Here is a 23,323-nt window from a genome sequence, read left to right on the forward strand (position 1 = left end):
AATGTAGAAAATGAGGTCGATATATTATGCATTATGATGTTATTGTCATCGGCGGCGGTCCTTCAGGGCTAATGGCTGCAATCGGTGCTGCTGAAGAAGGCGCAAGCGTCTTACTTCTTGATAAAGGAAATAAACTAGGACGTAAACTTGCGATTTCTGGTGGTGGTCGTTGTAACGTAACGAACCGTCTACCACTTGATGAAATCGTTAAACATATACCTGGAAATGGTCGCTTCTTATACAGTGCTTTTTCTATTTTCAGTAATGAAGATATTATTACATTCTTCGAAAATCTCGGTGTAAAACTGAAAGAAGAGGATCATGGCCGCATGTTCCCAGTATCAAATAAAGCGCAATCTGTTGTAGATGCACTGTTAACACGATTAAAAGACTTAGGTGTAAAAATACGTACGAATACACCTGTTGAAACGATTGAATATGAAAATGGTCAAACGAAGGCTGTTATTCTACAAACAGGCGAAGTGTTAGAAACGAATCACGTCGTTATCGCTGTTGGCGGAAAATCTGTTCCTCAAACTGGTTCTACTGGAGACGGATACGCTTGGGCTGAAAAAGCTGGGCATACAATTACAGAACTTTTCCCAACAGAAGTACCAATCCTTTCAAACGAACCGTTTATTCGTGACCGCACATTACAAGGTCTTGCTTTACGAGATGTAAACTTAAGTGTATTAAACCCGAAAGGAAAAGTTATCATTTCTCATAAAATGGACATGCTCTTCACTCACTTCGGCCTATCTGGTCCTGCTGCTCTTCGCTGTAGCCAATTCGTTGTGAAAGCGATGAAAAAGTTTAAAACGAACACAGTGCACATGAGTATCGATGCATTGCCAGAAGAAAATAGTGAGCAACTGTTCCAGCGCATGCTGAAACAAATGAAAGAAGATCCGAAAAAAGGAATTAAAAACGTTTTAAAAGGCTATGTTCCTGAACGTTACTTCCTATTCTTATTAGAAAAAAATGAAATTGACGGTAGCGAACAAGCTGGACAAGTTTCTCATGAGAAGATTCGCGCACTTGTGAAAGACTTTAAAGAATTTACCGTCCATGTAAATGGTACGCAGTCAATTGAAAAAGCATTCGTTACTGGCGGAGGGGTATCCGTTAAAGAAATTAACCCGAAAGAAATGGCTTCGAAATTCACGAATGGTTTATACTTCTGCGGAGAAGTTCTTGATATTCACGGTTATACTGGCGGCTATAACATTACATCTGCCCTTGTTACTGGTCGAATTGCCGGAACAACAGCAGGACAAAATGCGAAAATGCAATACTAAAAAAAGAAACAGGGACTCCTGTTTCTTTTTTTATAGGCGCATGAAATTATATCGACGATACTTTAAATATATCGACCGTTTCTTCAAAAATATCCCTTCCTCCTAACTTCCCATTGCTTTTTTGTTGCTTTATATACCTTAGTACCTTTATATTTTATATTGTTGAATATTCGAAAAAGGGTAAGGGGAAAACAAATGAGAAAAAAAGTCATGATGTCTTTAATGCTAATGACGTTTCTTTCTGCGGTAGAAGGAACGATTGTTAGTACAGCGATCCCTCGTATAACGAGTGATTTGTCAGGTGTCGAACTTGTTAGTTGGGTATATGCAATCTATATGCTTGCAACAGCTGTTTCGACTCCAATATACGGAAAGCTAGCTGATTTATTCGGCCGTAAAAAAGTTCTGCTCATCGGAGCAACAATCTTCTTAATCGGTTCTGCACTTTGCGGAGTCGTTACATCAATGGAACAATTAATCTTCTTCCGTGCTCTTCAAGGTATAGGGGCTGGTGCTGTTATGCCGATCACAATGACGATTATTGGAGACCTATATAGCGAAGCTAAAGACCGCGCGAAAGCACAAGGCTGGATGAGTGCCGTTTGGGGTGTATCTGGTGTTATTGGGCCGTTAGTAGGTGGATTTTTAGTTGATTCTCTTTCTTGGCGCTATATTTTCTTCTTAAACGTTCCTTTTGGAATTATCGCTTGCTTAATGTTTGCCACTTCTTATAAGGAATCTGTTAAGTCCGCCGCTAAGCAACATATCGACTATCTTGGTGCGACAGTTTTCTCATTAAGTACAATCGCTCTGCTATACGCATTATTAACAGGTAGCAGTAAGCAAAACTGGGGAGACATTTCAATTATCGGCCTATTAATCTTTGCCGCTGTTTCATTCATTATTTTCTTATACATCGAGAAAAAATCTCCGGAACCATTAATTCCGCTAGCACTTTTCTCTAACCGTACATTATCTACAATAAACATACTAACACTTATTGCTGGCGCAATGATTATTAGTATTACAGTGTACCTTCCAATTTGGAGCCAAGGTGTTTTAGGAAAAAATGCGACAGAAGCTGGGCTCATTTTAATGCCGATTCCTGTTATGTGGACATTCGGTGCTATGTTCTCCGGTAACTTAGTTGGCAAGTTACAAACGAAACAAATTATTTTACTTGGAGCTAGCATTTTATCAGTTGCTACTTTCTTATTATTTACATTATCAACAGATTCACCATCATTCCTTATTTATGTTGCAGTCGGATTATTCGGCTTAGGAATGGGGCTTGTTACACCAATTTACATGGTAACAATTCAAGCAGCTGTACCGGCTCATACACGCGGAACGGCAGTTGGTTTAAACACATTTATTAATACATTTAGTCAAACACTAGGTGCTGCAATCTTCGGAACAATCTTCAATACGATGATTCATGCACGTGGCATTAAAAACCTTGATCTTGTTTCTTCTGGCGGACATGGAGGAGCTACAGCAAACGTAGTAACCGAGTCTCAATCCGCATTAGCATCAAGTGTACACGTCATTTATATGAGCACGTTCGTATTAGCGGTATTCACATTAATTATCGCTTGGATCCTATTAAAGCCAGCTAAACAAACAAGTGAACAATAAAAAGAGGATGACCATTTTGGTCATCCTCTTTGCATAAAATCTACTCTTCATTCTCCACAATATGTTTAAGCACGGACAATTTATTATCCCAAAAACGTTCATAATACGAGAGCCACTGTTGTAATTCCTCTAATGGTTCTGGATGCAAACGGTATATCTTTTCTCTCCCGCTCTTTCTCCCACTCACTAAATTCGCTTCTGAAAGAATATGAAGATGCTTTACAACTGCAGTACGGCTCATCGGAAAATGATCCGTTATTTTTGAAATTGGTAACTCTTTATCACTTAATAACCGCAACACTTCTCGGCGGGTTGGATCAGCAATTGCTTGAAATACGTCATATTTCGCTGCTGACGAGGCCATTTAACCTTCGACAACCTTTTTCAGTTTTTCATTTACAATCGCTACCCAGCCGCCATTCATTCTATCGCGAATAATAGAGCTCTTCGCATTCGCTTTCGGAAGAATTTCATCAGGATGTTTCCAGCCGCCGTGAATTAACGTAAATTCTGTTTTATTATCTCCTAAGTCTTTCAAATTAAATGAAACAACCCAACCATCTGTATCCCATGAGAAAGATAAATGATTTGGTTCATCAATCTCTAACACTTTACATGGTGATGGTCCAAAAGGTGATTGCACATGAAACTCATGTCCTACCTCTAATTCGAAATCATTTGGCATAAACCATGACGCAATTCCTTCTGCAGTTGATACTACATTCCATACTTTTTGAATAGGCGCGTCAAAAACGATTGTTTGTTTAATATCATTTAATGTATTTTGTTGTTCCATTTTATATCTCCTTTATTCGGCATCAAAATATAACACCTTTTAGTTTCACATTAACAATATAATACCTTTTGGTTTCATGTCAAGAAAGGCTCTTTTTCACTGTTGAGAAATTCTCAACATTTTTTCAACAGGACAAACACCCTCTCAGCATTCCTTCATAATATACTCACAAAGGCAATGAAAAATAGAAAATTCCCTCAACATGAAACTCCGTCATTCATATTGAGAGAAGCGCCTAACTTATCTCATCTGTACTTCGTCTCTCCTCCTTCCCTCGGGGACAATACACGAGATATGTAAAACTAGAAGGAGTATTCCCGCCATTTGGGTAGGTAGTTATTTCTCTTCTCCTCAACATTTCCTTAGGGGCGAAATGACTACCGACACACTTTTTTAAACAAAAATAAAAAGGAGATGAAAGCTATGTTCTATTGTATTAACTGTTCTGAAATTCACCATGAAAAACACCCGAATGATAAAGTTTTCAAAAACGGTTTTTATATTGATCCATTTTTAGGTGATCGTTATCACCTCGGTATGTGCACTGATGCTCAGGAGCATGAAACAGGAGAAGTTTTTTTAACGAAAAAGAAAATCGGCGCAACACAATCTATTATGAATATTTTACCGACACATGTTGTCCCAACATAAAGCATAAAAAAGAGCTGGCTCCCCAGCTCTTTTTTATGCTTTATAAACAATCATCGCTGAAAAACAATAAATTTGATTTTCATCATCGTTAATTGAAACACCAACTTGATACTTTATATCTACAAAATTTCCATCATCAATTTTTTTCAAAAATACATTTACAGATTCTTCTAAGTCTTTTTCATGACTTTCATCAAACACTTTCACACGAATCATGTTAACACCATCCTAGATCGCAGCCCTCCGCCGCTTGTTTATTGCCACGGTGCGTATCTATGATGCGATAAAACTTTCCATCTTCATATATATATCCGTCTTCTAACACATATTGTTTATCTTCAGTATAGACATAAAACTTACCTATCATAAACTTACTCGTATATAATTCCAAATAATCTTGCCTAAATTTAGCTACAACTTTATTTGTAATATCAATTCTAATTGTGCGCCCCACCTTCTCTCCCTCCCTTGCAAAGAACGGATTTAGGTATATTGTATTAGCGATTTTATATTTTATGCTTAAAAATAAGTGGATATGCCTTCTTTCTGCGCCTGTACTATTTTTCTAAAAAAATCCCCCCTATTTATTCAACGTTATAAGAGCAAAAAAACAAATTAAAAAACGACTTTTATATATTGACTACAGCATATCAGATGTGATATTATATAAAATTTGACATTTTTATCCTAGTATGTTATCATTAAAAGTGGTTACCACATATGGAGGTGGATGATTTGTTTCAAATTGGTGATAAAATCGTTTATCCAATGCACGGTGCAGGAATCATCGAAGCAATTGAAGAGAAAGAAATATTAGGCACTACGCGTCAATATTGTGTTATACGCATCATTAGTAAAGATATGCAAGTAATGCTTCCGATGAATCAACTACAAAAATCAGGTATACGTTATATCGTCGATAAAGGTACGTTAGATGGTATACTTCTTGAATTTCATCATGGGGAATCAGACCCATCACTCTCTTGGAAACAAAGATATACAATGAATATGGAAAAAATGAAGAACGGCAATCTTCAAGATAGTGCAGAAGTTGTTCGTGATTTACTTCGTCGCAATAAAGAAAGAGCATTAAATGCGAGCGAAAAACAAATGCTAGATAATGCGCGTAAAATGGTTATTAGTGAAGTTGCGCTCGTACAGAATGTTTCAGAACATCAAGCAACAGAATTTCTTCAAGATACAATCAATCATTAATTTTAAAAATAGCCGACCGCTATTTTTTTTTGCAAAAAAGGACAAAGAGATAAAACTCTTTGTCCTTTTCATATTACCCACGCCCAGCTTGGAATGATGGGTATAAAGTCATTCCACCATCTGCAAATAACGTAATTCCAGTTACGTAACTCGCCTCTGATGAAGCGAGCCAAGTTGCTACTGCTGCGATTTCTTCAGGTTTTCCAATGTAGCCCATCGGAATCATACTTTCTACGTCAGCACGCTGCTTTGGATCAGCAAACTTTTCAGCATTAATTGGCGTATTAATTGCACCTGGTCCAATATTATTTACTCGAATACCTTTCGGTGCATATTCTAACGCTAACGTTTCTGTCATAAGTTTAATACCGCCCTTACTTGCCGCATAGTGCACGAATAATGGCCACGGGATTTTCTCATGAACACTAGACATATTAATGACAGATCCTTTAATATCATTTTCCACAAAATATTTAATCGCTTCACGGCTCCCTAAAAAAGCACCCGTTAAATTTGTATTGATTACTTTATTCCAATCCTCTAACGGCATTTCGTGCGATGGGACTGCGTTTTCTATCCCTGCATTATTAATCATAACGTCGAGCGTACCAAATTCTTTCACAGCAGATTGAATGAGATTCACAACATCCGATTCAATCGTGACATCCCCTTTTACAGCAATCGCTTCTCCGCCTAATTTTTTAATTTCTTCTAACACATCATTTGCTTCTGACTCTCGTGAGCGATAATTAATAACAACTTTCGCCTTCTCCTTAGCAAATCGTACCCCCATCGCTCTTCCGAGACCCGTTGCTGACCCTGTAATAACGACAACTTTCCCTTCTAAATCGCTATACATTTCAATACCTCCTTTAACTTTTTGCAATACCTAGCATAATTCCGGCTGCGATAATAAAAACGATACCAACGACAATCCCTATTAATTGACGCTTCGTTTTTCTTTCACCTAATATAAGAATCCCGCCAAGCGTCGAAATAATAATGCCCATTTGTGAAAGTGAAAAACTTGTTGCAACTCCGACGCGCGGCTGCGAAATGAATAAAAACATATTTCCAGCTGCCCAAATTAATCCTGGAATAATATTTCGTATCGCATATTTATTAAATGGATGATGTTTAAACGTAAGTAAAATGCCTCCTAACACCATACCGACTGCTTGCGGTAATAAAGCAGACCAACCATCTACGTTAAATAACCTAATAACTACTACATAAACTAAATAACCGACCGTTGAAATTAATAAAATAATAATTCCTTTTTTGAAATTCCCTGCTTGCTCTGCATTCTTTTCTTCTTTACTTTGAAGTGATGTTAAAACAACCCCGATAATAATACAAACGAGCGCCAAAACTCCAAGGACAACTGATATTGTCGTCGACCATTCATGAAATACAATAACGCCAAATAAAGTCGTCGCAACTAATTGAAGTCCCGTTGAAATTGGCATCGTTCTGGAAACACCCATTAAATCAATACTTTTCAATTGATTCGCCTGACCAAGCGCCCAAAATAAACCTGACACAATTCCAACTCCAATAACGGTAGGCGTTAATACTGGCTTCACAAAAATATAAACAACAATCGCAAAAATAAGCGCACCGAACGTTGTACCGAGCGTTTGACTATACGGTCCCCCGCCCAGTTTCACGTTAAATAGCACAATGCTTCCCCAAAATATAGCTGGTAAAATCGCTAAAAGTATATCCATCGCTCATTACCTTTCTTTACTAAATGTCATCAGTTACTGCTCTACACCATTAGAGTGTGCCTTCATTTTTTCCTTCGCACGTGCGCAAACCTTTTCTGCGATCGCACTAGACACATTTTTTTCTCGCTCTACTTTTTTTATTTTTATTTGATCCAAATAATCTTCTAAAGTGAGTGTAATACGATCGTTCGGCGGATTATGTGCCCCTTGAAATGTAAGAAATTGTATCGCAACTGCAAATTTAGGAATAAACTCATCTTTCTTCCCTATGCGCTTTATGTTTGTAACGGATTCACATTCATGTTGATCTTCTGTCACTTGCCTTATAACCGAGTAATATCGATTCAGTAACGCACTTTCTAACAGCTGTTCCGTCGATTCTTTTGCCAAAGAATTGCTTGGAGAAAAGAAAAAAACAGAACATATCATTGAAATCATTACACATATCTTTTTCATAATTCCCTCCTTGTTCTATAAGTTAGTGTTCTCAAAACTTCCATAAAAAAACGACTTTCCCTATATAGGAAAGTCGTTTTTTATAGCACAAATCCAATATTAACCACCACTCACTGGTGGTATTAGTGCAACTACATCACCAGATTGTATCGTATCATCTTCATTTGCATACTCTTCATTAATCGCAACCATAATTGGCGCTGACACTGCTACATTATATTCTTTCGCAACAATATCTTTTAACTCTGCAACCGTAATATTTTCTTTCTCTATTTGTAATTCACTCGTTCCTGCTTCTTCTTGCAAGTTCGCAAATAACAATACTCGAATCATATTTATAACTCCTTCCCAGGCTCTCCTGCTGGATATGGTGTTTTTTCTAATTGATCACCAATCCATGAGTCACCATCTTCCCAAAACTCCTTTTTCCAAATCGGAACAATTTGCTTAATACGCTCCATAATATATTCATTCGCTTCATAAGCCTCTTTGCGATGAGGCGTTGACACAGCAACAACAACCGCTATATCAGAAATTTGCAGCGTGCCGATGCGATGCGTAATCGCAACATGTGTACCGGGCCACTTCTCCTTCACTTCTGACCCAATTTTCTGTAGCATCTTTTCTGCCATCGTCTTATAAGCTACATACTCTAAGTATAGTGTACGACGCCCTTTCGTAAACTCCCTAACTGTTCCGATAAATGTTGTGACAGCACCACATTCACGGCGAACTACTTTCTTTGTCACTTCTTCAATCGAGATTTCTGTATCCATTACTTCATAATATGTAGTTATCATTTTGCACTCCTAACCGTTTGTAAAAACCAGTCTATATACAATTTTTCTTCTGTTATATGAAATACTTTATATTCTTCTCGTACATTTGACGGAGCATCATACCACGTAATAACCGCCGCTATATTTTCTACTTTATGTAAAAGTTCAGCGTCTTCCGCAGAACGAAGTAACACTATTTTTGGATATTCCTCAGCTTTATAGCCCTCTATTAAAATCGTATCCACTTCAAAAAATTCGTACAAGCGGATAATTTCTTGCAAGGACCATTCATCTCGCAAAGAGGACAGAGATAGTAATCCAGCGCCTTCTACACTACTTACTACAGCACCAGCTTTTCGGTGTCTTTCACTATCTTTTTGTGCTACTTCAGGAAAGCCCCCGTGACCATGATGTTTAATTGTAGCAACCTTCATTTCTCTTTCAGCTAATGCATGTACCATTTTCTCTACAAGTGTTGTTTTCCCGCTATTTTGATACCCTACTATTTGTAAGATTGAAGAGGCTTTGCCCACGGCCAATCACTTCCCTCAGAGCATTCTAACAATAATACAGATACTTTCATTCCTGCTTCAAACCCTCTCGTCCCTCCAGGCAGCACAATAAAAGCATTTGCATCCGCAAGTGAAGAGACCGCACTCGATTTATCTAAACCAACTGGCGCCGCTTGTAGTGCCCCATTAACAATGCTCGCTTTCGCTCTTACAAAACGAGTAAACGGATTTGGTTTCGGAAAATCTTTTTGCAAAATAGCATCAGCTCTATATGCGTGAGGATCCTTCGCATGCAAATACGTTTTTATAATTGGATGCATTAATAATTCGAAACCTACATAACAAGCTGACGGATTACCTGATAAACCGAAGAGTAGCTTTCCATCAACTTCAGCTACTGTCGTTACACTCCCCGGCCTCATCGCTATTTTATTAAAGAGTACATTCGCCTGTAACCTTTCATAAATAGCTGGTAAATAGTCGTAATCCCCTACTGAAACACCGCCCGTTGTAATTAAAATATCAACCTCATCCATCGCTGATTTAACGGCTGTAAAACATGTGTCTAACTCATCGGCAAGTTGTCCATAGTAACGAACTTTTCCGCCAGCTTTCATAATTTGAGCGGCAATCATATAAGAGTTACTATTTCTAATTTTCCCTGGCTCTAACGCCTCATGCACTTCTAATAATTCGCTGCCTGTCGTTACAATACCGACAACCGGCTGTTTTACAACTTTCACAGTGCTATATCCAAACGTCGCTAATAATGCGGCAACACCCGGATTAATTACAACACCTTTCTTAACAAGGACTTGATTTTGTTTTATATCTTCTCCTTTAAATGACACATTGTCACCGTTTTGGAAAGGACGTTTTAACTTCATATATGTACTTTCGTTCCTCTCGAATCCTTCCGTCAGTTCTAGCATTACGACTGCATTGCAATCTTCTGGAATAGCTGCTCCTGTCATAATACGAACCGCCTGAAAAGCCCCTACTTCTTCTGTAAAAACAGATCCTGCTCCGATTTCTCCTATTACTTCAAATTCAACCGGCTGCTCTTGACTCGCTTCCTTCGTATCTTCTGCTCGAATTGCGAAACCATCGTAAGGAGAACGATCAAAGTGAGGAACGTCGTGATCTGAGACAACATCCTCTCCAAGAATCCTCCCGTAACTTTCTGTAATAGAAACTTCTTCTACTTCACCATGCTTAGCGTATTTCATAACCCGCTCTACTGCCTCAGCAACTTGAATCGGGATTCGTTTTTCTACCATTGTTTCTCACCTCATATTTGCAAAATATCTAATCTCGATTACACTTTATATATTAAATCGCAATTACTTCAAGGAGGAATTCCATGTCTTCATTCACACATTTCAACGACCAAGGACGCGCTAAAATGGTCGATATAAGTGATAAAAAAATAACCGTTCGAACAGCAATAGCATGCTCTAGCATTCTCGTTACGAAAGAGATTTTTGATAAAATCTCTCACAATGAAATTGGTAAAGGTGACGTATTAGCCGTCGCACAAATCGCAGGTATTATGGCTGCAAAACGTACTTCTGATATTATCCCAATGTGCCATCCTTTATTATTAAAAGGTGTTGACGTCTCTTTCGATTGGAAACAGTCAGAAGAACAATATCGACTACTTATTGAAGTAAAAGTTAAAACAGAAGGTAGTACCGGCGTTGAGATGGAAGCTTTAACAGCCGCTTCCGCTACCGCTCTTACTGTATATGACATGTGTAAAGCCGTTGATAAGGGTATGATTATTGGCGAAACGTACTTACTTGAAAAAACGGGCGGAAAAAATGGAGATTATATTAGAAATTCTTAATCCTACCTTTTCCATTTGAACCTAAAGGATCTCCCTTTAGGTTCAACCTATATATCTTGTATATAGTCGTTTCGCAACATTCATATCATTCGTACCATGAATAAACGCCCTGCCATCTGTAAATAAAACAAAACGATATTCTTCCACTGGAAATGATAATAAATATGGCGTTGCTTTTACATCCACACTTTTTTGTAAGCGCTTTTTAATTTCTTCTAAATTAAAACCCTGACGCACACCTGGACGGATTTGAACTGTATTTCGCCCACATAATACTTCTGTTTTCGTTTGTGCTTCAAATGTTAAACTCGGATATGTACGTAGCTTTCCACAAGATAAACATGTATCCTTTTTCTGCCTATTCACTTTAAATGCCATCTGTTGATTATTCCAAAGATCAAATGATAGCATCGTTTCACGAAGTGCCTCAAAATCTTCTACTAATATTTTCAAGGCTTCCGTTATTTGATGTGCAACTACTAATTGCACTGCTGGCTGTATAATACCGGCCGTATCACATGTCGCTCCGCTCGCCGGATGTTCCATTAAACATCGAAAACACGGCGTTTTTCCTGGCAAGATGGTATAAGTTACTCCGTAACTTCCAACACATCCTCCGTATATCCACGGAACGTTATACATCTGAGATATATCATTAATAAGCAGGCGCGTTTCAAAATTATCTGTCGCATCTAATATTAAATCTACCCCTTTAATTAACTCTTCCATTTCTTGCACCGTTACATCAGTCACAACCGGTACAATTTCTACTTCGGAATTAATAGCTTTTAAATGTTCTGCTGCCGCTATCGCTTTCGGCTTATAATGCTTTGCATCTTCTTCTGTATATAATTGTTGCCTTTGTAAATTACTCCATTCTACATAATCACGATCAGCAATTGTTATTTTTCCAACACCTGCTCTAACAATTGCTTCTGCATTCGCTGCTCCAAGCGCACCAGCACCGATGACGAGCACATGCTTCCTTCTTATTTTCCGTTGTCCTTTTTCCCCAACACCTGAAAATAACATTTGTCTTGAATATCGCTCTTGCATACGACATCCCCCTTTCTTATCCTCCTATATAAGACATTTCAATTTTCGGACGATTTTTCGCACTTTCTTCTGTCCGTTCATCTGAATAGCGATCTTTTCTATTCTCCCATACATCTTGTATAGCTTTTAATAACTCATTATCTGAAAGGTTTTCCCTCAGAAGTTTCCTTAAATCCATTCCTTCTGTCGCAAACAAGCAAGTATAAAACTTTCCATCTGCTGAAATTCTTGCTCTCGTACAAGAAGAACAAAACGACTCAGAAACAGAGGTAATAAAACCAACCTCTACATTCGTTCCAACGTATCGATACCGCTTCGCAACCTCCCCGAAATAATGAGCTTCAGCTGGCTCAATTGGATACACCCCATGAATCATATCAATTAATTCTCGTTTCGTAATAACTTGATCAAAATTCCATCCATTCGTACTGCCAACATCCATAAACTCAATAAATCTAAGTGAAATTCCTTGTTCTTTAAAATACGCAGCAACCGGAAGTACTTGATGATCGTTCATCCCTTTTTTCACAACCATATTTACCTTCACTTCAAGGCCTGCTTCTTTCGCTGCCATAATTCCTTTTAACACTGGTTTCGTATTCATATTCCGGCCATTAATTGCACGGAACACATTATCATCTATCGCATCCAAACTAACATTGACTCGGTGTAACCCAGCTTCTTTTAACGCCTTCGCTTGCTTCGTTAAATGAATCGCATTTGTCGTTAATCCTAGATCTACTAAACCGTCAATTTTCACGAGACGTTCGATAAGTTTTGTTAAGTCCTTACGGAGCAATGGCTCACCGCCAGTAAGTCTAATTTTCCGTACACCGATGCTAACAAATACTTTTGCTAATCGCTCGATTTCATCAAATGTCAGTAAAAACTCATCTTTCAAAAAAGCATAATCAGGACCAAACACTTCCGCTGGCATACAATACGTACACCGTAAATTACAACGATCAATGACAGAGATGCGCAAATCTTGAAGTGGGCGTCCGAAAAAATCTTTAACCTTCTCCTGCATCGCCACTCTCCCTTTCTGCCAAATTTATCCCTTTCTTCATTCTATTATAATATATTTTTGAAACGTGATGTTTTTGCTAAGGTGAATAAAGTGAAACTTTAAACAATAGAAGGTTATCAATTCCCCTCTGATTAGCGAGAACGACTCTCAAATACTGGGATAAAAAAACCTTGAAACATAAAAGTTCCAAGGTTTTTCTACTTATTAACTTAATCTAATAATAGTGAGAGTAGCTCCTGGTGTTGTCGTAGATAATGTAGCTATTGCAACTAATCCAAATAATTGTAAACTAACAGCAGCTCCAGCAGGCAAGTTAGCAATTATTGGTGCACTAAATGAACCAGTAGCCACTGCCGGAGAGTTTATCGTTCCCGCAAGCGGACTGCCATTTACAGTTATACGAGAACTTACAAGTAATCCTGCCGTTAAATTAATTGTATAGGCTATATAATAATTCCCTGCATTCGCAACTGTAAATACAGTATTTCCACCACTAACGGTTATTCCTGGTCCAATATTTTGATTGTTCGGTAATGGGATATTCGTACCACCTAATAAAACGGAAATAGCGGTTCCTGATGTATTATTTGCAAATGCATACGTTGCAGTTGTACTAACTCCAGTCACCCCGGTCGCTCCAGTGGCTCCGGTTGCTCCAGCTCCTGTTGGGCCTGTTGGACCTTGGATTCCTTGTGAACCTGTTGCTCCCGTGGCTCCGGTTGGGCCTTGAGTTCCTTGTAACCCTGTTGCTCCCGTGACTCCCGTTGGACCTTGAATTCCTTGTGGGCCTTGCGAACCGGTTGCTCCCGTGTCCCCGGTTGGGCCTTGTGGGCCTTGCAAGCCTTGCACACCCTGTGGACCTGTTGGACCTATTTCCCCTTGCACACCTTGAATGCCAGTTGGGCCTTGTGGACCGGTCGGGCCTTGGATTCCTTGTATCCCTTGAATTCCCTGTGGGCCTTGTGCTCCCGTTGCTCCGGTTGCTCCTTGTATCCCTTGCGGACCTTGTTCTCCTTGAATTCCTTGAGGTCCTGTTGGTCCTTGAATTCCTTGTGGCCCTTGGATTCCCTGTGGACCTTGATCTCCCGTCGCCCCAGTTACTCCTTGTATCCCTTGTGGACCTTGAATACCTTGCGGGCCTGTTGGACCTATTTCTCCTTGCACACCTTGTATTCCTTGTGGGCCCTGTAAACCCGTCACTCCGGTTGCTCCCGTTGCTCCTATATCTCCAGTTGCTCCTGTATCTCCGGTTGCTCCCGTCACACCTGTCGGACCAGGTGGCCCACCCGATGGACCTGTTACTCCTGTTGGTCCCGACGGACCTGTTGGACCACTCGGCCCTGCTGGCCCTCCGGAAGGTCCTGTTACCCCTGTTGAGCCTGTTACGCCCGTTGGGCCTGTAGTTCCCTCACCAGTCGCTCCCGTTGCCCCTGTATCTCCGGTTACTCCCGTCGGACCTTGTATTCCTTGTATTCCTTGTGGACCTTGAACACCTTGCGCTCCCGTCGCACCTATTTCTCCTTGTATTCCTTGCAATCCCTGTGGCCCCATTGGCCCTGTTGGGCCAATTGTACCTTGAGGACCTTGCACTCCTTGTGGACCCTCTGGCCCTGTTGGACCAATTTGTCCTTGTATCCCTTGTATTCCTTGAATCCCTTGTGCTCCTGTCGCTCCCGTCGTCCCCTGTATACCTTGCACTCCCTGTATACCTTGCACTCCCTGTATACCTTGCTGACCTTCTGGACCTGTTGCACCTACCGGTCCCACCGGTCCTTGTATTCCTTGCTGTCCCTCTGGCCCCGTTGGACCAATTGGCCCTTGTACTCCTTGTACTCCTTGTATTCCTTGTATTCCTTGCGGGCCCTGCAGTCCTTCTGGACCTTCTGGACCTGTTGGCCCCAATTCACCCATCGGTCCTTGGATTCCTTGTATTCCTTGTGGACCTGTTGCTCCTATTGGCCCTTGTACTCCTTGTATTCCTTGAGGCCCTTGCTCTCCTGTTGCTCCTGTCACTCCTTGAGGTCCTATAGCCCCCTGTATACCTTGTGTTCCTTGATCTCCCGTCGCTCCCGTTATCCCTTGAATCCCTTGTACTCCTTGTATTCCTTGTTCTCCCATTATTCCAGTCGGACCAGGAATACCTTGAATCCCCTGTGGACCTTCTGGTCCTGTTTGTCCAAGTGGCCCTTGGATCCCTTGAATCCCTTGCACTCCTTGCGGTCCTGTCGGTCCCATCTCTCCCATCGGACCTTGAAATCCTCTTGGTCCTTGAGGGCCCGTTGGACCTTGTGGACCTGTTGGGCCTGTAATCCCTATACCCGTAAATCCAGTTGGAACAGGAGGAAAAGTAGGCCCAATAAGTTCTGGTGGAATTCTAAAATTAGAGTTTAACGAATGTTGTTTCCCTTTATTATCACGCTCTTTCACATTTTCACCACCTACAAACCATCTTTTTACATGAAACAAAACTCTTCTTTTTAATCTATTTACAAAAGCAATCTCCAAGACTACTTTTATTAGACTCTAATTTATTTTATGAAGTGAATTTTTTAATTAAATTAATAAAAACTCCCCTAATTTCCTAGGGGAGTCCAGCTGTTGAATCCATATTATCTGTATTAGGGACAGCTTGCGCTATACCCGATGCATTTACACTTTGCCCCATATTTGTTCCTGTTAAAGTACCAGCAGGAGTTCCTCGTGTATATGTTGTCGTCACAGAATCTCCCGGCTGTAAACAAAGCTTCGTCTCCGTTCCTATTACTGTAACCACATCAATCCAAGTGCAACCCATTGAACCACTATACGATTTCGTAGCAGTAAATGAAGTATCACTCAAATTATCCCCTGTAAATATATTCCCAGTATTATTAACTATAATAAATTCTTTAATACGTGCAGGCATACTTACACTCTACCTTTCCTTTATGCACCTAATGTACGTGTACTTGTCGCTAATGGCGGAAGAAACACTGATGTTCTAATCACAGCTTCTGACTGTCGTTTCCCATTTAAAAAAACAGCCGCACTCGATCCTCCAGCACCAGCATATATTTTTGCCACAGCTAAAGGTGAGATATCATAACAGTCACCGACATTAACAGCTCCTGTATTATTTATAATTTTTACTTTACGCATGTTAATCCCCATTTACCTACCCCCCTTTTATACACTGTATGCAAAAGAAAAAAACTTGAAACAAACACGTTTCAAGTTTTTGCAGCTACTTATTTAGTTTCGCCTTCATATTGAAGCATACCGCCAACCATATTCACTGTTTTAAATCCTTGCTCATTTAAATAATGGCATACATTTTCACTACGCATTCCTGAACGGCAAATAAAGATATATTCATTCTCTTTCTCAAAGAAATCTACTTTATTTGGAATATCGCCCATTTTAATATGTACAGCTTCCGGAATTTTCCCTGCCGCTACTTCTTCATCTTCCCTTACATCTACTAAAAATAATGTTTCTCCATTTTCTAAACGCTCTTGCACTTCTTCTGTAGTAATTGTTTTTACTTCTGTCATATGTAGTTCCTCCTTATATACAATAAAACCTTCAGTTTCTTCTTTAAACAATCATTTCTCATCAATTTTAGCACGCGAAGGAAGGAACGCAAAGAATGGAACATGTATTTCTCAATTTTCCCGCAAAACTTATTCTTTACAAACATAACTAGCGCATTGTATCCTCAATATACTTGTTTGATGAAAGGAGCCAGTTAAAATGACACTTTTTCTTTTCATTATGGGCATCATTTTTTTAATTGTTGCAGTTATTGCTCTTAGTATGAAAAATAATAAAAAGATAAAATCCCCTCAAGAAATGTCATTCTTATTTCTATTACTTAGTATAGCTTTCTTCGGTTTATCAATCGCTTCATATATTTTCCGTCTGCAAATCATGTAAAAAAAGGTGCCTACTATAAATCATGCACCTTTCCACATTAATTATTTCCTACACAAAACTAGATACTTTCCGGTTTAAAAACTCATAAACTTTCTTTTCAAATAAATGAACATCTAACGCTCCTGCCATATGCCCATTTATACTTTCTATCTCATATACTTCTGCATACTTCCCTTGCTTTTGCAAAATTTCTACCATTTTATAATTGTAACGAGGCGGCTGAAGTAAATCTTGTTTACATGGAATCATGAGTACATTCGCTTCAATCTTAGAAAGAGCCTCTTCTAAGGAAGAAAATCCATGTGCAATATCATGTAATAAGACCGCTTTTGTAGTGTACATCCATGAATTTGCATCTACTAAATCTATACTTTTACATGTCACTTTATTTATTTCTTTCTCAAATGATGTTAATGCAGAAAATTGCTGATAAGGTGCCATTTCTATACTGTTCCGCGGGAATGCCGTTTCATAAAAATGTTCATCAAATGCGTTCATAAACATCATTTTATTCGCCAAATGAAGCCCCTTCGTTGGTTGTTCCTCTCCGTACTTTCCACCTTTCCAATTTGGATCAAGCTGAATTGCTTCGATCGCATTTTGCGCTACATTTCCCGACGTTATAATTGGGTTTTGCGGATTCGTAATAACTCCAATCATTCGTTCTACCATATGAGGATAGTGGACAGCCCATTGCTGCGCAATCATCCCACCTGCCGACGGTCCCATTACAGCATGTAATCTAGCAATCCCCATATCTTTTATTAACTCATATTGCATACGTGCTACATCTAAAAATGTGAAAACTGGAAAATCCATCGCATACTCAAAACCAGTCATCGGATTTATCGATTTCGGTCCCGTTGTAATCACGTAGGGGTTTTTCACCTGTACATTACAAAGATTATCAGTACATATAATGAAATATTTATTTGTATCAATTGCTTTCCCAGGTCCAATTAATCCATCCCACCAACCAGCCCCCTCATCATGCTCTGTATATTTTCCAGCCGCATGACTTGTTGCACTAAAATAGTGACAAACCAAAATCGCATTTGATCTTTCTCTATTTAAAGCACCATACGTCTCATACCCCATTTGAACAGGAATCTCCCTACCATTTTCAAACACAAACTCTTTTAAAACAAACTTCTCCTTTTTTACAATTTGCACAGACTCGCCTTCTTCCCGTCGTTTTATGAACTGCTTACTAAAGGATTTTTTCTATGCAAACCAATCTCCTCCTTCTTTTCATAAATAAATGAATAATATACAAAATTAGCCACAAAATAGCACTATATTACACAATCAAAGAGGGCATACATATGATTTGGAATTGGTTACGTAAGAAAAAAAATTCAAATACAAAAGAGACAGATGATTCGAAACAACAGTCTGATGATCAAAAGGAACATAACAAAAATAAGAATGACGAGCCAAAAAGTACGGAACAAACTGATGATTCTTCTCAAAATAAGCAACAAAACTCTAAACAAGAGGATAATTCTCAAAACAAACAGCAAAATTCTAAGCAAGAGGATTCTTCTCAAAACAAGCAGCAAAACTCTAAACAAGAGGATTCTTCTCAAAACAAACAGCAAAGTTCTAAACAAGAGGATAATTCTCAAAACAAACAGCAAAGCTCTAAACAGGAGGATTCTTCTCAAAACAAACAACAAAGTTCTAAACAAGAGGATACTTCTCAAAACAAACAACAAAATTCTAAACAAGAGGATAATTCTCAAAGCAAACAGCAACATTCTAAACAAGAGGATTCTTCCCAAAACAAACAACAAAGTTCTAAACAGGAGGATAATTCTCAAAACAAACAGCAACATTCTAAACAAGAGGATTCTTCCCAAAACAAACAACAAAGTTCTAAACAAGAGGATAATTCTCAAAACAAACAACAAAGCTCAGGAAGTAACAGCATTTATGACTTTAGCAAACCAGAAAATGACCATATTCATTCTCTACAAGATTTAATAGAGAAGCTGAAACAGTCTAGTGATTTTGTTAATTACCACACATCTGACGATGAAACGATGCCTTATTGGATTTCTTACTATCGCCCTTCACTTGATGGTGAGAAATTGCAAAAGTATTTAATGCCTACTCTAATGGAACGTCCTTGCGCTCCATTAGAAGAATTAAAAGAACATATTCCGATGAGTGGTATTACAATTACGAACGACTTACAAAAAATTGAGGACATGGTTTTAAAAGGCCATGCAATTATTCAATTAAATCAGCAAGATCAAAAGTGTATGCTTGCAAATATTGCAATTGATAATTATCGTGCACCAACTCCTCCATTAAATGAATCAACCGTTATCGGACCTCAAGAAGGCTTCGTAGAGGATATTGATACGAATATTAATTTAGTAAGAAAACGCCTTCCTGTTTTAGAGTTACAAACAAAAGAAATGATTATCGGAGAGTTCTCAAAAACAAAAGTCGTTATGATGTATTTAAATAACTTAGCTGAGAAAGATAATGTAGATTTTCTAGAGGAATCATTACGGTCTCTTGAATATGATCAAATTAACGATAGTGCATATATACAAGAATTAATGGGGGAAAAATCTATTTTTCCGCTCTATATAAATACAGAGCGTACTGACAGAGTTACAAAGGCACTTATTGATGGCAAAATTGCTATCTTTGTTGATGGTTCTCCAAGTGTCCTCTTAACTCCTGTATCATATTTCGATTTCTTCATTTCACCAGAAGACTATAACGTTTCTTGGTTATACGCTACATTCTCAAGGATTTTACGGCTAATCGCTGTTTTATTCTCAATTTGCGCGACACCATTATATGTTGCCACTTTAAACTATCACTATGAATTAGTTCCGAGTGACTTACTTGAAACATTGATTTTATCAAGGGCTCAAGTACCATTTCCCCCTTTAATAGAAGCACTCTTCTTAGAACTTGCCATTGATTTATTAAGAGAAGCTGGTGCGCGATTACCAATGAAAGTTGGTCAAACACTTGGTATTGTAGGCGGTATCGTAATCGGACAAGCATCTGTACAAGCTGGTTTAACGAGTAATATTTTATTAATTATCGTTGCCTTATCAGCGTTAGCTTCCTTTATTACGCCCATTTATAAAATGGGTAACGCCGTTCGTTTACTGCGTTTCCCATTTCTCGCCTTTGCAGAAATAGGTGGTCTATTTGGTATCTCTCTTGGATTTATCTTTTTATTTACCCATCTTTTTAGACTAACTTCTTTACGTAAACCGTACGCACTTTTTTATCCAACTAGACAACAATCAATGAAAGATTCATGGATTCGTTTTCCATTAACGATGATTGATACAAGAGATGTACAAGCGAGACCACAGCATGTGAAAAAGTCAGCAAAAGGAATTTCAACAAAACATAGATCGGATTTTGATGATTAAGAAATGAGGTGCATTGATGAGTAAAGTTCAAGAAAAATATCAAATATCTCCTATCTTTGTTTTCTTCTTAATTCACAGTGCACAGTTTGGTGCTGGCGTTCTCGGGTTTGCTCGAATTATAGCAAAAGTCGCTGGATACGACAGCTGGATGGGAGTTCTAATCACAGGAATCTGTATCCATATTCTTATATGGATGATGTATTTCTTATTAAAAGAAACAAACGGGAATTTAATTGATTTACATCGACAAACATTTGGAAAATGGCTAGGAAACGGTATTAGTCTTATCTTTATGATGTATTTTTTAATCGTCAGTATTTCTGTCATTCGAACATACGTTGAAATTATTCAAGTGTGGATGTTCCCTACCGCTTCAACTTGGATGTTAACACTCTTTTTATGCTTAGTTAGCTATTACATTATTTCTTCCGGATTTCGTGTAATTACTGGCATTTGCGTTATCTCTATTGGCGGTACATTAGGATATTTATTTCTTAGCCTTTTCGTTTTGAAATATTCACATTGGGCTAATTTACTACCTATGTTCACACATTCTTTTTCAGATATTTTAAAAGCTGCAAAACTTTCAATATATAGTATGACCGGATTTGAGGTCTATCTTATGATATATCCATTTGTAAAACAACCTAAAAAATCGCATAAATTCGCTCAATACGGAGCACTGTTTTCAAACCTGTTATATTTATTCAGTACTCTTTTAGCCTTTACTTTTTTTAGTGAAAAACAATTATTTAAAACAATCTGGTCTCAGCTCTCTATGACCCAAGTTATTCAGCTTCCGTTCATAGAAAGGCTAGAATATATTGCAATCTCAGCTTATGCACTCGTTATTGTTACAAGTTCCATCCTTCCTTTATGGGCGGCAATGAGAGGAACTCACGAAATATTTCGCGTAAAACAAAGAGGGGTTCTAATCGCGTTTATCCTTATCACCCTCATTGTTTCACAACTTTTAACAAACAGACACGATATTAATAATTTTATTAGTAATGCATCAAAAGTTAGTTTTTGGCTCATTTATGTATACATCCCAATCCTATTTATCATTGTGTGGGTGAAAAGAAAATGGAAAAAATAAAAAGCAAAAGCAAATTAATACTTATTTCTTGTATAACACTCTTCAGTCTAACTGGATGTTTACAAAAAAATATTATCGATGATGTACAACTTATTCAAGGAACTGTTTTCGATGTAGCAAAGGATAATAAAGTAAAAGTGACATTCGTTTGCCCTATTCAGCGAAAAGGAAATAAAGTTCAAGTTTTTGAAGGAACGGCAAATGCGGTAAAACAAGTAAAAGCAGACACATCTTTAGAATCTTCTCAACCATTTGCGAGCGGACAAATGCGAGTTGCTCTATTTACTACAAAAATTGCAAAAAAAGGAATGTCTACTACATTTGACACATTAATTCGAGATGTGAATATAGGGAACGCTTTATATGTTGCTTTATTAGAGGGAAGTGGCACTGAACTTTTAAAAGGAAAATATACGACTTCATCCAATGTTGCAATTTATATAAAGAAATTGCTAGAACATAACATGGAAACTGGTCCTTTACCAAAGGATAACCTGCATATAGGAGCATTCCGTTATTATCAAGAAGGGCAAGACTACTATATTCCGATTTTAAAGAAACATGCTGACAAAATAAAAATCATTGGAATTGGTCTTTTTAAAAAGGATAAATATATCGGTAAAATTGAGGAAAAAGATATGTTCATATTTAAAGGACTGTTAGAGAAACACAGATTAGATTCACATGAATTTAAAACGGATTCTGCGTACGTAATGATTAATAATATTCGTTCTGTTCCAACTTACGATATAAAAATAAAAAACGGTAAGCCTTCTTTTTTTATTCATGTTAAGCTTGATGCTCGTATTCAAGAATTATCGAAACAAATTAACTTAGAAAATGCAAAGAACACAAACAACATTGAAAAAGCCATCCAAAAACAATTGGATACACAGGGGAACAAACTAATTAAACAGTTTAAATCTTTAGGTGTCGATCCTCTCGGGCTAGGAGCTAAATATAAGCAACATTATCGCCCATTCAAATTAGAAGAGTGGAAACGAATGTACAAAGATGTTCCTGTTAAAATAAAATACACCGTAAATATTACAAATTCTGGTGTGATTGAATAAGTTAATGATTGAACTCCCCTCTCTGGCATGGTACAACGGAGAGGGGAGTTTTTATTTTTAAATAGAGAAAAGGGATATTTACGGGGGAGCTTATGTCTAAAAAATTAGTAAAACCTATTTTAAATGGTATTTTATTTCTCGGCGTCTTTTTATTTGCTCATACATACTTAAAAAATGTTTCTTTCACACGTTATTTACTTGTCGTTATACCAATGCTACTCATCGGAATGTTTGGCATCGATCTTATTTTATCCGTTTTAATTAAGAAAGAAGAATAACGAGCGAACATCTTATTTCTCATAAGATGTTCTTTTTATTAAATAATCACCTTATGTTACAATAAACTTCGGCACAAAATGAGAAAGGATGAAACAACATGACAAACGAAAAAGGTTTAGATAAAGGATACGAACTTGTTGCAAAAATGCATGAAGAATTCGGACATCCTGTGACAAATACTCCAACAAAACTAACAGAAGAGCGTGCAAAAATTCGTGCTAGCTTTATGCAAGAAGAGTTAGAAGAATTTCTAGAAGCAACAACTGTTGAAGATCAATATGATGCACTTATTGACCTTATTTACTTTGCATTCGGAACGTTTGCAGAAATGGGCGTACGTCCAGATAAAGGATTCGAAATTGTAAACAACGCCAACATGGCAAAACTATTCCCTGATGGGAAACCTCGATTCCGCGAGGGCGATGGCAAAATTTTAAAACCAGAAGGCTGGGAAGCACCAGAACCACAACTTCGTGCGGAAATTGAACGTCAACGTCAAGAGGCATTAGCAAACGCAGGAAAATAATATAAGAG

At 38.1% G+C, this 23,323-nt stretch carries 29 protein-coding genes; 11 read left to right on the forward strand and 18 right to left on the reverse strand.

Translation table 11 applies throughout. The features are described from left to right. Positions 1-26 precede the first annotated feature (26 nt). Complete coding sequence (locus MHB76_RS22380; protein WP_002112345.1) at positions 27-1,298, forward strand: BaiN/RdsA family NAD(P)/FAD-dependent oxidoreductase; 1,272 nt, start codon at positions 27-29, stop codon at positions 1,296-1,298. A 195-nt stretch (positions 1,299-1,493) separates the two neighbouring features. After that, a complete protein-coding gene (locus tag MHB76_RS22385; RefSeq protein WP_078173965.1) occupies positions 1,494-2,936 on the forward strand; it encodes an MDR family MFS transporter in 1,443 nt (480 codons plus the stop codon). Positions 2,937-2,976: 40 nt separating this feature from the next. Here MHB76_RS22385 and MHB76_RS22390 read toward each other — a convergent pair whose 3' ends face one another. Then, entirely contained in the window at positions 2,977-3,300 is a 324-nt protein-coding gene (locus MHB76_RS22390) for an ArsR/SmtB family transcription factor (RefSeq protein ID WP_078173964.1), read from the reverse strand. Further along, positions 3,301-3,732: an SRPBCC family protein gene (locus tag MHB76_RS22395; RefSeq protein ID WP_078173963.1), complete on the reverse strand. Its 432-nt coding sequence runs from the start codon at positions 3,730-3,732 to the stop codon at positions 3,301-3,303. A gap of 423 nt (positions 3,733-4,155) precedes the next feature. Here MHB76_RS22395 and MHB76_RS22400 point away from each other — a divergent pair, with 423 nt between their 5' ends. After that, entirely contained in the window at positions 4,156-4,383 is a 228-nt protein-coding gene (locus MHB76_RS22400) for a DUF3973 domain-containing protein (RefSeq protein ID WP_002160181.1), read from the forward strand. Between the two features lie 33 nt (positions 4,384-4,416). Here MHB76_RS22400 and MHB76_RS22405 read toward each other — a convergent pair whose 3' ends face one another. Together MHB76_RS22405 and MHB76_RS22410 are read right to left on the reverse strand one after the other, a co-directional pair. Next, positions 4,417-4,599, reverse strand: coding sequence for a sporulation protein Cse60 (locus MHB76_RS22405; RefSeq protein WP_002160180.1), 183 nt, complete (start codon positions 4,597-4,599; stop codon positions 4,417-4,419). A gap of 1 nt (position 4,600) precedes the next feature. After that, a complete protein-coding gene (locus MHB76_RS22410) occupies positions 4,601-4,837 on the reverse strand; it encodes a DUF2553 family protein (RefSeq protein ID WP_002089059.1) in 237 nt (78 codons plus the stop codon). Positions 4,838-5,103: 266 nt separating this feature from the next. On the opposite strand from MHB76_RS22410, the gene MHB76_RS22415 reads away from it, so the two are divergent. Further along, on the forward strand, positions 5,104-5,598 hold the full coding sequence (locus MHB76_RS22415; RefSeq protein ID WP_087947353.1) for a CarD family transcriptional regulator: 495 nt from the start codon (positions 5,104-5,106) through the stop codon (positions 5,596-5,598). A gap of 73 nt (positions 5,599-5,671) precedes the next feature. Here MHB76_RS22415 and MHB76_RS22420 read toward each other — a convergent pair whose 3' ends face one another. The 7 genes from MHB76_RS22420 to MHB76_RS22450 all read right to left on the reverse strand — a co-directional run bounded on the left by MHB76_RS22420 (position 5,672) and on the right by MHB76_RS22450 (position 10,355). After that, on the reverse strand, positions 5,672-6,457 hold the full coding sequence (locus MHB76_RS22420; RefSeq protein ID WP_016106386.1) for a glucose 1-dehydrogenase: 786 nt from the start codon (positions 6,455-6,457) through the stop codon (positions 5,672-5,674). Between the two features lie 13 nt (positions 6,458-6,470). Then, positions 6,471-7,328, reverse strand: a complete 858-nt coding sequence (gene glcU, locus MHB76_RS22425; RefSeq protein WP_002199106.1) for a glucose uptake protein GlcU — start codon at positions 7,326-7,328, stop codon at positions 6,471-6,473. A 33-nt stretch (positions 7,329-7,361) separates the two neighbouring features. Further along, positions 7,362-7,784, reverse strand: a complete 423-nt coding sequence (locus MHB76_RS22430) for a DUF3888 domain-containing protein (RefSeq protein WP_002199105.1) — start codon at positions 7,782-7,784, stop codon at positions 7,362-7,364. A 99-nt stretch (positions 7,785-7,883) separates the two neighbouring features. Next, positions 7,884-8,117: a molybdopterin converting factor subunit 1 gene (moaD, locus tag MHB76_RS22435; protein WP_016106388.1), complete on the reverse strand. Its 234-nt coding sequence runs from the start codon at positions 8,115-8,117 to the stop codon at positions 7,884-7,886. Between the two features lie 2 nt (positions 8,118-8,119). After that, positions 8,120-8,584, reverse strand: coding sequence for a molybdopterin synthase catalytic subunit MoaE (gene moaE, locus MHB76_RS22440; RefSeq protein ID WP_002138696.1), 465 nt, complete (start codon positions 8,582-8,584; stop codon positions 8,120-8,122). Further along, positions 8,581-9,102, reverse strand: a complete 522-nt coding sequence (mobB, locus tag MHB76_RS22445) for a molybdopterin-guanine dinucleotide biosynthesis protein B (RefSeq protein ID WP_078173961.1) — start codon at positions 9,100-9,102, stop codon at positions 8,581-8,583. The genes moaE and mobB overlap by 4 nt, the downstream gene beginning before the upstream one ends. Continuing rightward, the gene (locus MHB76_RS22450) at positions 9,066-10,355 is read right to left on the reverse strand and encodes a molybdopterin molybdotransferase MoeA (RefSeq protein WP_078173960.1); all 1,290 of its coding nucleotides are present in this window, start codon (positions 10,353-10,355) and stop codon (positions 9,066-9,068) included. Before MHB76_RS22450 ends, mobB begins: the two co-directional genes overlap by 37 nt. Before the next feature lie 83 nt (positions 10,356-10,438). Here MHB76_RS22450 and moaC point away from each other — a divergent pair, with 83 nt between their 5' ends. Continuing rightward, on the forward strand, positions 10,439-10,924 hold the full coding sequence (gene moaC / locus MHB76_RS22455) for a cyclic pyranopterin monophosphate synthase MoaC (protein ID WP_002112363.1): 486 nt from the start codon (positions 10,439-10,441) through the stop codon (positions 10,922-10,924). A 42-nt stretch (positions 10,925-10,966) separates the two neighbouring features. Here the strand turns inward: moaC and MHB76_RS22460 are convergent, their stop codons facing one another. The 6 genes from MHB76_RS22460 to MHB76_RS22485 form a co-directional block, all read right to left on the reverse strand. Then, positions 10,967-11,980: a molybdopterin-synthase adenylyltransferase MoeB gene (locus MHB76_RS22460; RefSeq protein WP_002160176.1), complete on the reverse strand. Its 1,014-nt coding sequence runs from the start codon at positions 11,978-11,980 to the stop codon at positions 10,967-10,969. 16 nt (positions 11,981-11,996) lie between these two features. Next, complete coding sequence (moaA, locus tag MHB76_RS22465) at positions 11,997-13,010, reverse strand: GTP 3',8-cyclase MoaA (RefSeq protein ID WP_002160175.1); 1,014 nt, start codon at positions 13,008-13,010, stop codon at positions 11,997-11,999. Positions 13,011-13,214: 204 nt separating this feature from the next. Continuing rightward, entirely contained in the window at positions 13,215-15,437 is a 2,223-nt protein-coding gene (locus tag MHB76_RS22470; RefSeq protein WP_340987704.1) for a BclA C-terminal domain-containing protein, read from the reverse strand. Positions 15,438-15,591: 154 nt separating this feature from the next. Continuing rightward, positions 15,592-15,915 carry a hypothetical protein gene (locus MHB76_RS22475; RefSeq protein WP_070140014.1) on the reverse strand — a complete coding sequence of 108 codons (324 nt, stop codon included), beginning with the start codon at positions 15,913-15,915 and terminating at the stop codon, positions 15,592-15,594. Positions 15,916-15,935: 20 nt separating this feature from the next. Continuing rightward, positions 15,936-16,160 carry a spore germination protein gene (locus tag MHB76_RS22480; RefSeq protein ID WP_078173958.1) on the reverse strand — a complete coding sequence of 75 codons (225 nt, stop codon included), beginning with the start codon at positions 16,158-16,160 and terminating at the stop codon, positions 15,936-15,938. A gap of 77 nt (positions 16,161-16,237) precedes the next feature. Next, positions 16,238-16,543, reverse strand: a complete 306-nt coding sequence (locus MHB76_RS22485; RefSeq protein ID WP_000141214.1) for a rhodanese-like domain-containing protein — start codon at positions 16,541-16,543, stop codon at positions 16,238-16,240. A 199-nt stretch (positions 16,544-16,742) separates the two neighbouring features. On the opposite strand from MHB76_RS22485, the gene MHB76_RS22490 reads away from it, so the two are divergent. Further along, on the forward strand, positions 16,743-16,925 hold the full coding sequence (locus MHB76_RS22490; RefSeq protein WP_002160171.1) for a hypothetical protein: 183 nt from the start codon (positions 16,743-16,745) through the stop codon (positions 16,923-16,925). Between the two features lie 48 nt (positions 16,926-16,973). Here MHB76_RS22490 and MHB76_RS22495 read toward each other — a convergent pair whose 3' ends face one another. After that, positions 16,974-18,098, reverse strand: a complete 1,125-nt coding sequence (locus MHB76_RS22495; RefSeq protein ID WP_215557574.1) for an alpha/beta fold hydrolase — start codon at positions 18,096-18,098, stop codon at positions 16,974-16,976. 152 nt (positions 18,099-18,250) lie between these two features. On the opposite strand from MHB76_RS22495, the gene MHB76_RS22500 reads away from it, so the two are divergent. The 5 genes from MHB76_RS22500 to MHB76_RS22520 all read left to right on the forward strand — a co-directional run bounded on the left by MHB76_RS22500 (position 18,251) and on the right by MHB76_RS22520 (position 23,315). Beyond that, positions 18,251-20,338 carry a spore germination protein gene (locus MHB76_RS22500; protein WP_340987709.1) on the forward strand — a complete coding sequence of 696 codons (2,088 nt, stop codon included), beginning with the start codon at positions 18,251-18,253 and terminating at the stop codon, positions 20,336-20,338. A gap of 16 nt (positions 20,339-20,354) precedes the next feature. Beyond that, on the forward strand, positions 20,355-21,437 hold the full coding sequence (locus tag MHB76_RS22505; RefSeq protein ID WP_078173955.1) for a spore germination protein: 1,083 nt from the start codon (positions 20,355-20,357) through the stop codon (positions 21,435-21,437). After that, positions 21,425-22,510, forward strand: a complete 1,086-nt coding sequence (locus MHB76_RS22510; RefSeq protein ID WP_078173954.1) for a Ger(x)C family spore germination protein — start codon at positions 21,425-21,427, stop codon at positions 22,508-22,510. Before MHB76_RS22505 ends, MHB76_RS22510 begins: the two co-directional genes overlap by 13 nt. 92 nt (positions 22,511-22,602) lie before the next feature. Next, the gene (locus MHB76_RS22515; RefSeq protein ID WP_002129504.1) at positions 22,603-22,788 is read left to right on the forward strand and encodes a hypothetical protein; all 186 of its coding nucleotides are present in this window, start codon (positions 22,603-22,605) and stop codon (positions 22,786-22,788) included. Positions 22,789-22,886: 98 nt separating this feature from the next. After that, the gene (locus MHB76_RS22520) at positions 22,887-23,315 is read left to right on the forward strand and encodes an HAD family hydrolase (RefSeq protein ID WP_078173953.1); all 429 of its coding nucleotides are present in this window, start codon (positions 22,887-22,889) and stop codon (positions 23,313-23,315) included. The last annotated feature ends 8 nt before the right edge of the window (positions 23,316-23,323 follow it).

Origin of the sequence: Bacillus sp. FSL M7-1345 (assembly GCF_038006985.1) — a bacterium.
Taxonomy (GTDB): Bacteria; Bacillota; Bacilli; order Bacillales; family Bacillaceae_G; genus Bacillus_A; species Bacillus_A cereus_U.

Excerpts from the sequence above, each read along its gene's own strand:
- MHB76_RS22380 (WP_002112345.1), top strand. The coding sequence starts at position 27 with ATGCATTATGATGTTATTGTCATCGGCGGCGGTCCTTCAGGGCTAATG.
- MHB76_RS22385 (WP_078173965.1), top strand. The coding sequence starts at position 1,494 with ATGAGAAAAAAAGTCATGATGTCTTTAATGCTAATGACGTTTCTTTCT.
- MHB76_RS22390 (WP_078173964.1), bottom strand. The coding sequence starts at position 3,300 with ATGGCCTCGTCAGCAGCGAAATATGACGTATTTCAAGCAATTGCTGAT.
- MHB76_RS22395 (WP_078173963.1), bottom strand. The coding sequence starts at position 3,732 with ATGGAACAACAAAATACATTAAATGATATTAAACAAACAATCGTTTTT.
- MHB76_RS22400 (WP_002160181.1), top strand. The coding sequence starts at position 4,156 with ATGTTCTATTGTATTAACTGTTCTGAAATTCACCATGAAAAACACCCG.
- MHB76_RS22405 (WP_002160180.1), bottom strand. The coding sequence starts at position 4,599 with ATGATTCGTGTGAAAGTGTTTGATGAAAGTCATGAAAAAGACTTAGAA.
- MHB76_RS22415 (WP_087947353.1), top strand. The coding sequence starts at position 5,104 with ATGGAGGTGGATGATTTGTTTCAAATTGGTGATAAAATCGTTTATCCA.
- MHB76_RS22420 (WP_016106386.1), bottom strand. The coding sequence starts at position 6,457 with ATGTATAGCGATTTAGAAGGGAAAGTTGTCGTTATTACAGGGTCAGCA.
- glcU (WP_002199106.1), bottom strand. The coding sequence starts at position 7,328 with ATGGATATACTTTTAGCGATTTTACCAGCTATATTTTGGGGAAGCATT.
- MHB76_RS22430 (WP_002199105.1), bottom strand. The coding sequence starts at position 7,784 with ATGAAAAAGATATGTGTAATGATTTCAATGATATGTTCTGTTTTTTTC.
- moaD (WP_016106388.1), bottom strand. The coding sequence starts at position 8,117 with ATGATTCGAGTATTGTTATTTGCGAACTTGCAAGAAGAAGCAGGAACG.
- moaE (WP_002138696.1), bottom strand. The coding sequence starts at position 8,584 with ATGATAACTACATATTATGAAGTAATGGATACAGAAATCTCGATTGAA.
- MHB76_RS22450 (WP_078173960.1), bottom strand. The coding sequence starts at position 10,355 with ATGGTAGAAAAACGAATCCCGATTCAAGTTGCTGAGGCAGTAGAGCGG.
- moaC (WP_002112363.1), top strand. The coding sequence starts at position 10,439 with ATGTCTTCATTCACACATTTCAACGACCAAGGACGCGCTAAAATGGTC.
- MHB76_RS22460 (WP_002160176.1), bottom strand. The coding sequence starts at position 11,980 with ATGCAAGAGCGATATTCAAGACAAATGTTATTTTCAGGTGTTGGGGAA.
- moaA (WP_002160175.1), bottom strand. The coding sequence starts at position 13,010 with ATGCAGGAGAAGGTTAAAGATTTTTTCGGACGCCCACTTCAAGATTTG.
- MHB76_RS22475 (WP_070140014.1), bottom strand. The coding sequence starts at position 15,915 with ATGCCTGCACGTATTAAAGAATTTATTATAGTTAATAATACTGGGAAT.
- MHB76_RS22480 (WP_078173958.1), bottom strand. The coding sequence starts at position 16,160 with ATGGGGATTAACATGCGTAAAGTAAAAATTATAAATAATACAGGAGCT.
- MHB76_RS22485 (WP_000141214.1), bottom strand. The coding sequence starts at position 16,543 with ATGACAGAAGTAAAAACAATTACTACAGAAGAAGTGCAAGAGCGTTTA.
- MHB76_RS22490 (WP_002160171.1), top strand. The coding sequence starts at position 16,743 with ATGACACTTTTTCTTTTCATTATGGGCATCATTTTTTTAATTGTTGCA.
- MHB76_RS22500 (WP_340987709.1), top strand. The coding sequence starts at position 18,251 with ATGATTTGGAATTGGTTACGTAAGAAAAAAAATTCAAATACAAAAGAG.
- MHB76_RS22505 (WP_078173955.1), top strand. The coding sequence starts at position 20,355 with ATGAGTAAAGTTCAAGAAAAATATCAAATATCTCCTATCTTTGTTTTC.
- MHB76_RS22510 (WP_078173954.1), top strand. The coding sequence starts at position 21,425 with ATGGAAAAAATAAAAAGCAAAAGCAAATTAATACTTATTTCTTGTATA.
- MHB76_RS22515 (WP_002129504.1), top strand. The coding sequence starts at position 22,603 with ATGTCTAAAAAATTAGTAAAACCTATTTTAAATGGTATTTTATTTCTC.
- MHB76_RS22520 (WP_078173953.1), top strand. The coding sequence starts at position 22,887 with ATGACAAACGAAAAAGGTTTAGATAAAGGATACGAACTTGTTGCAAAA.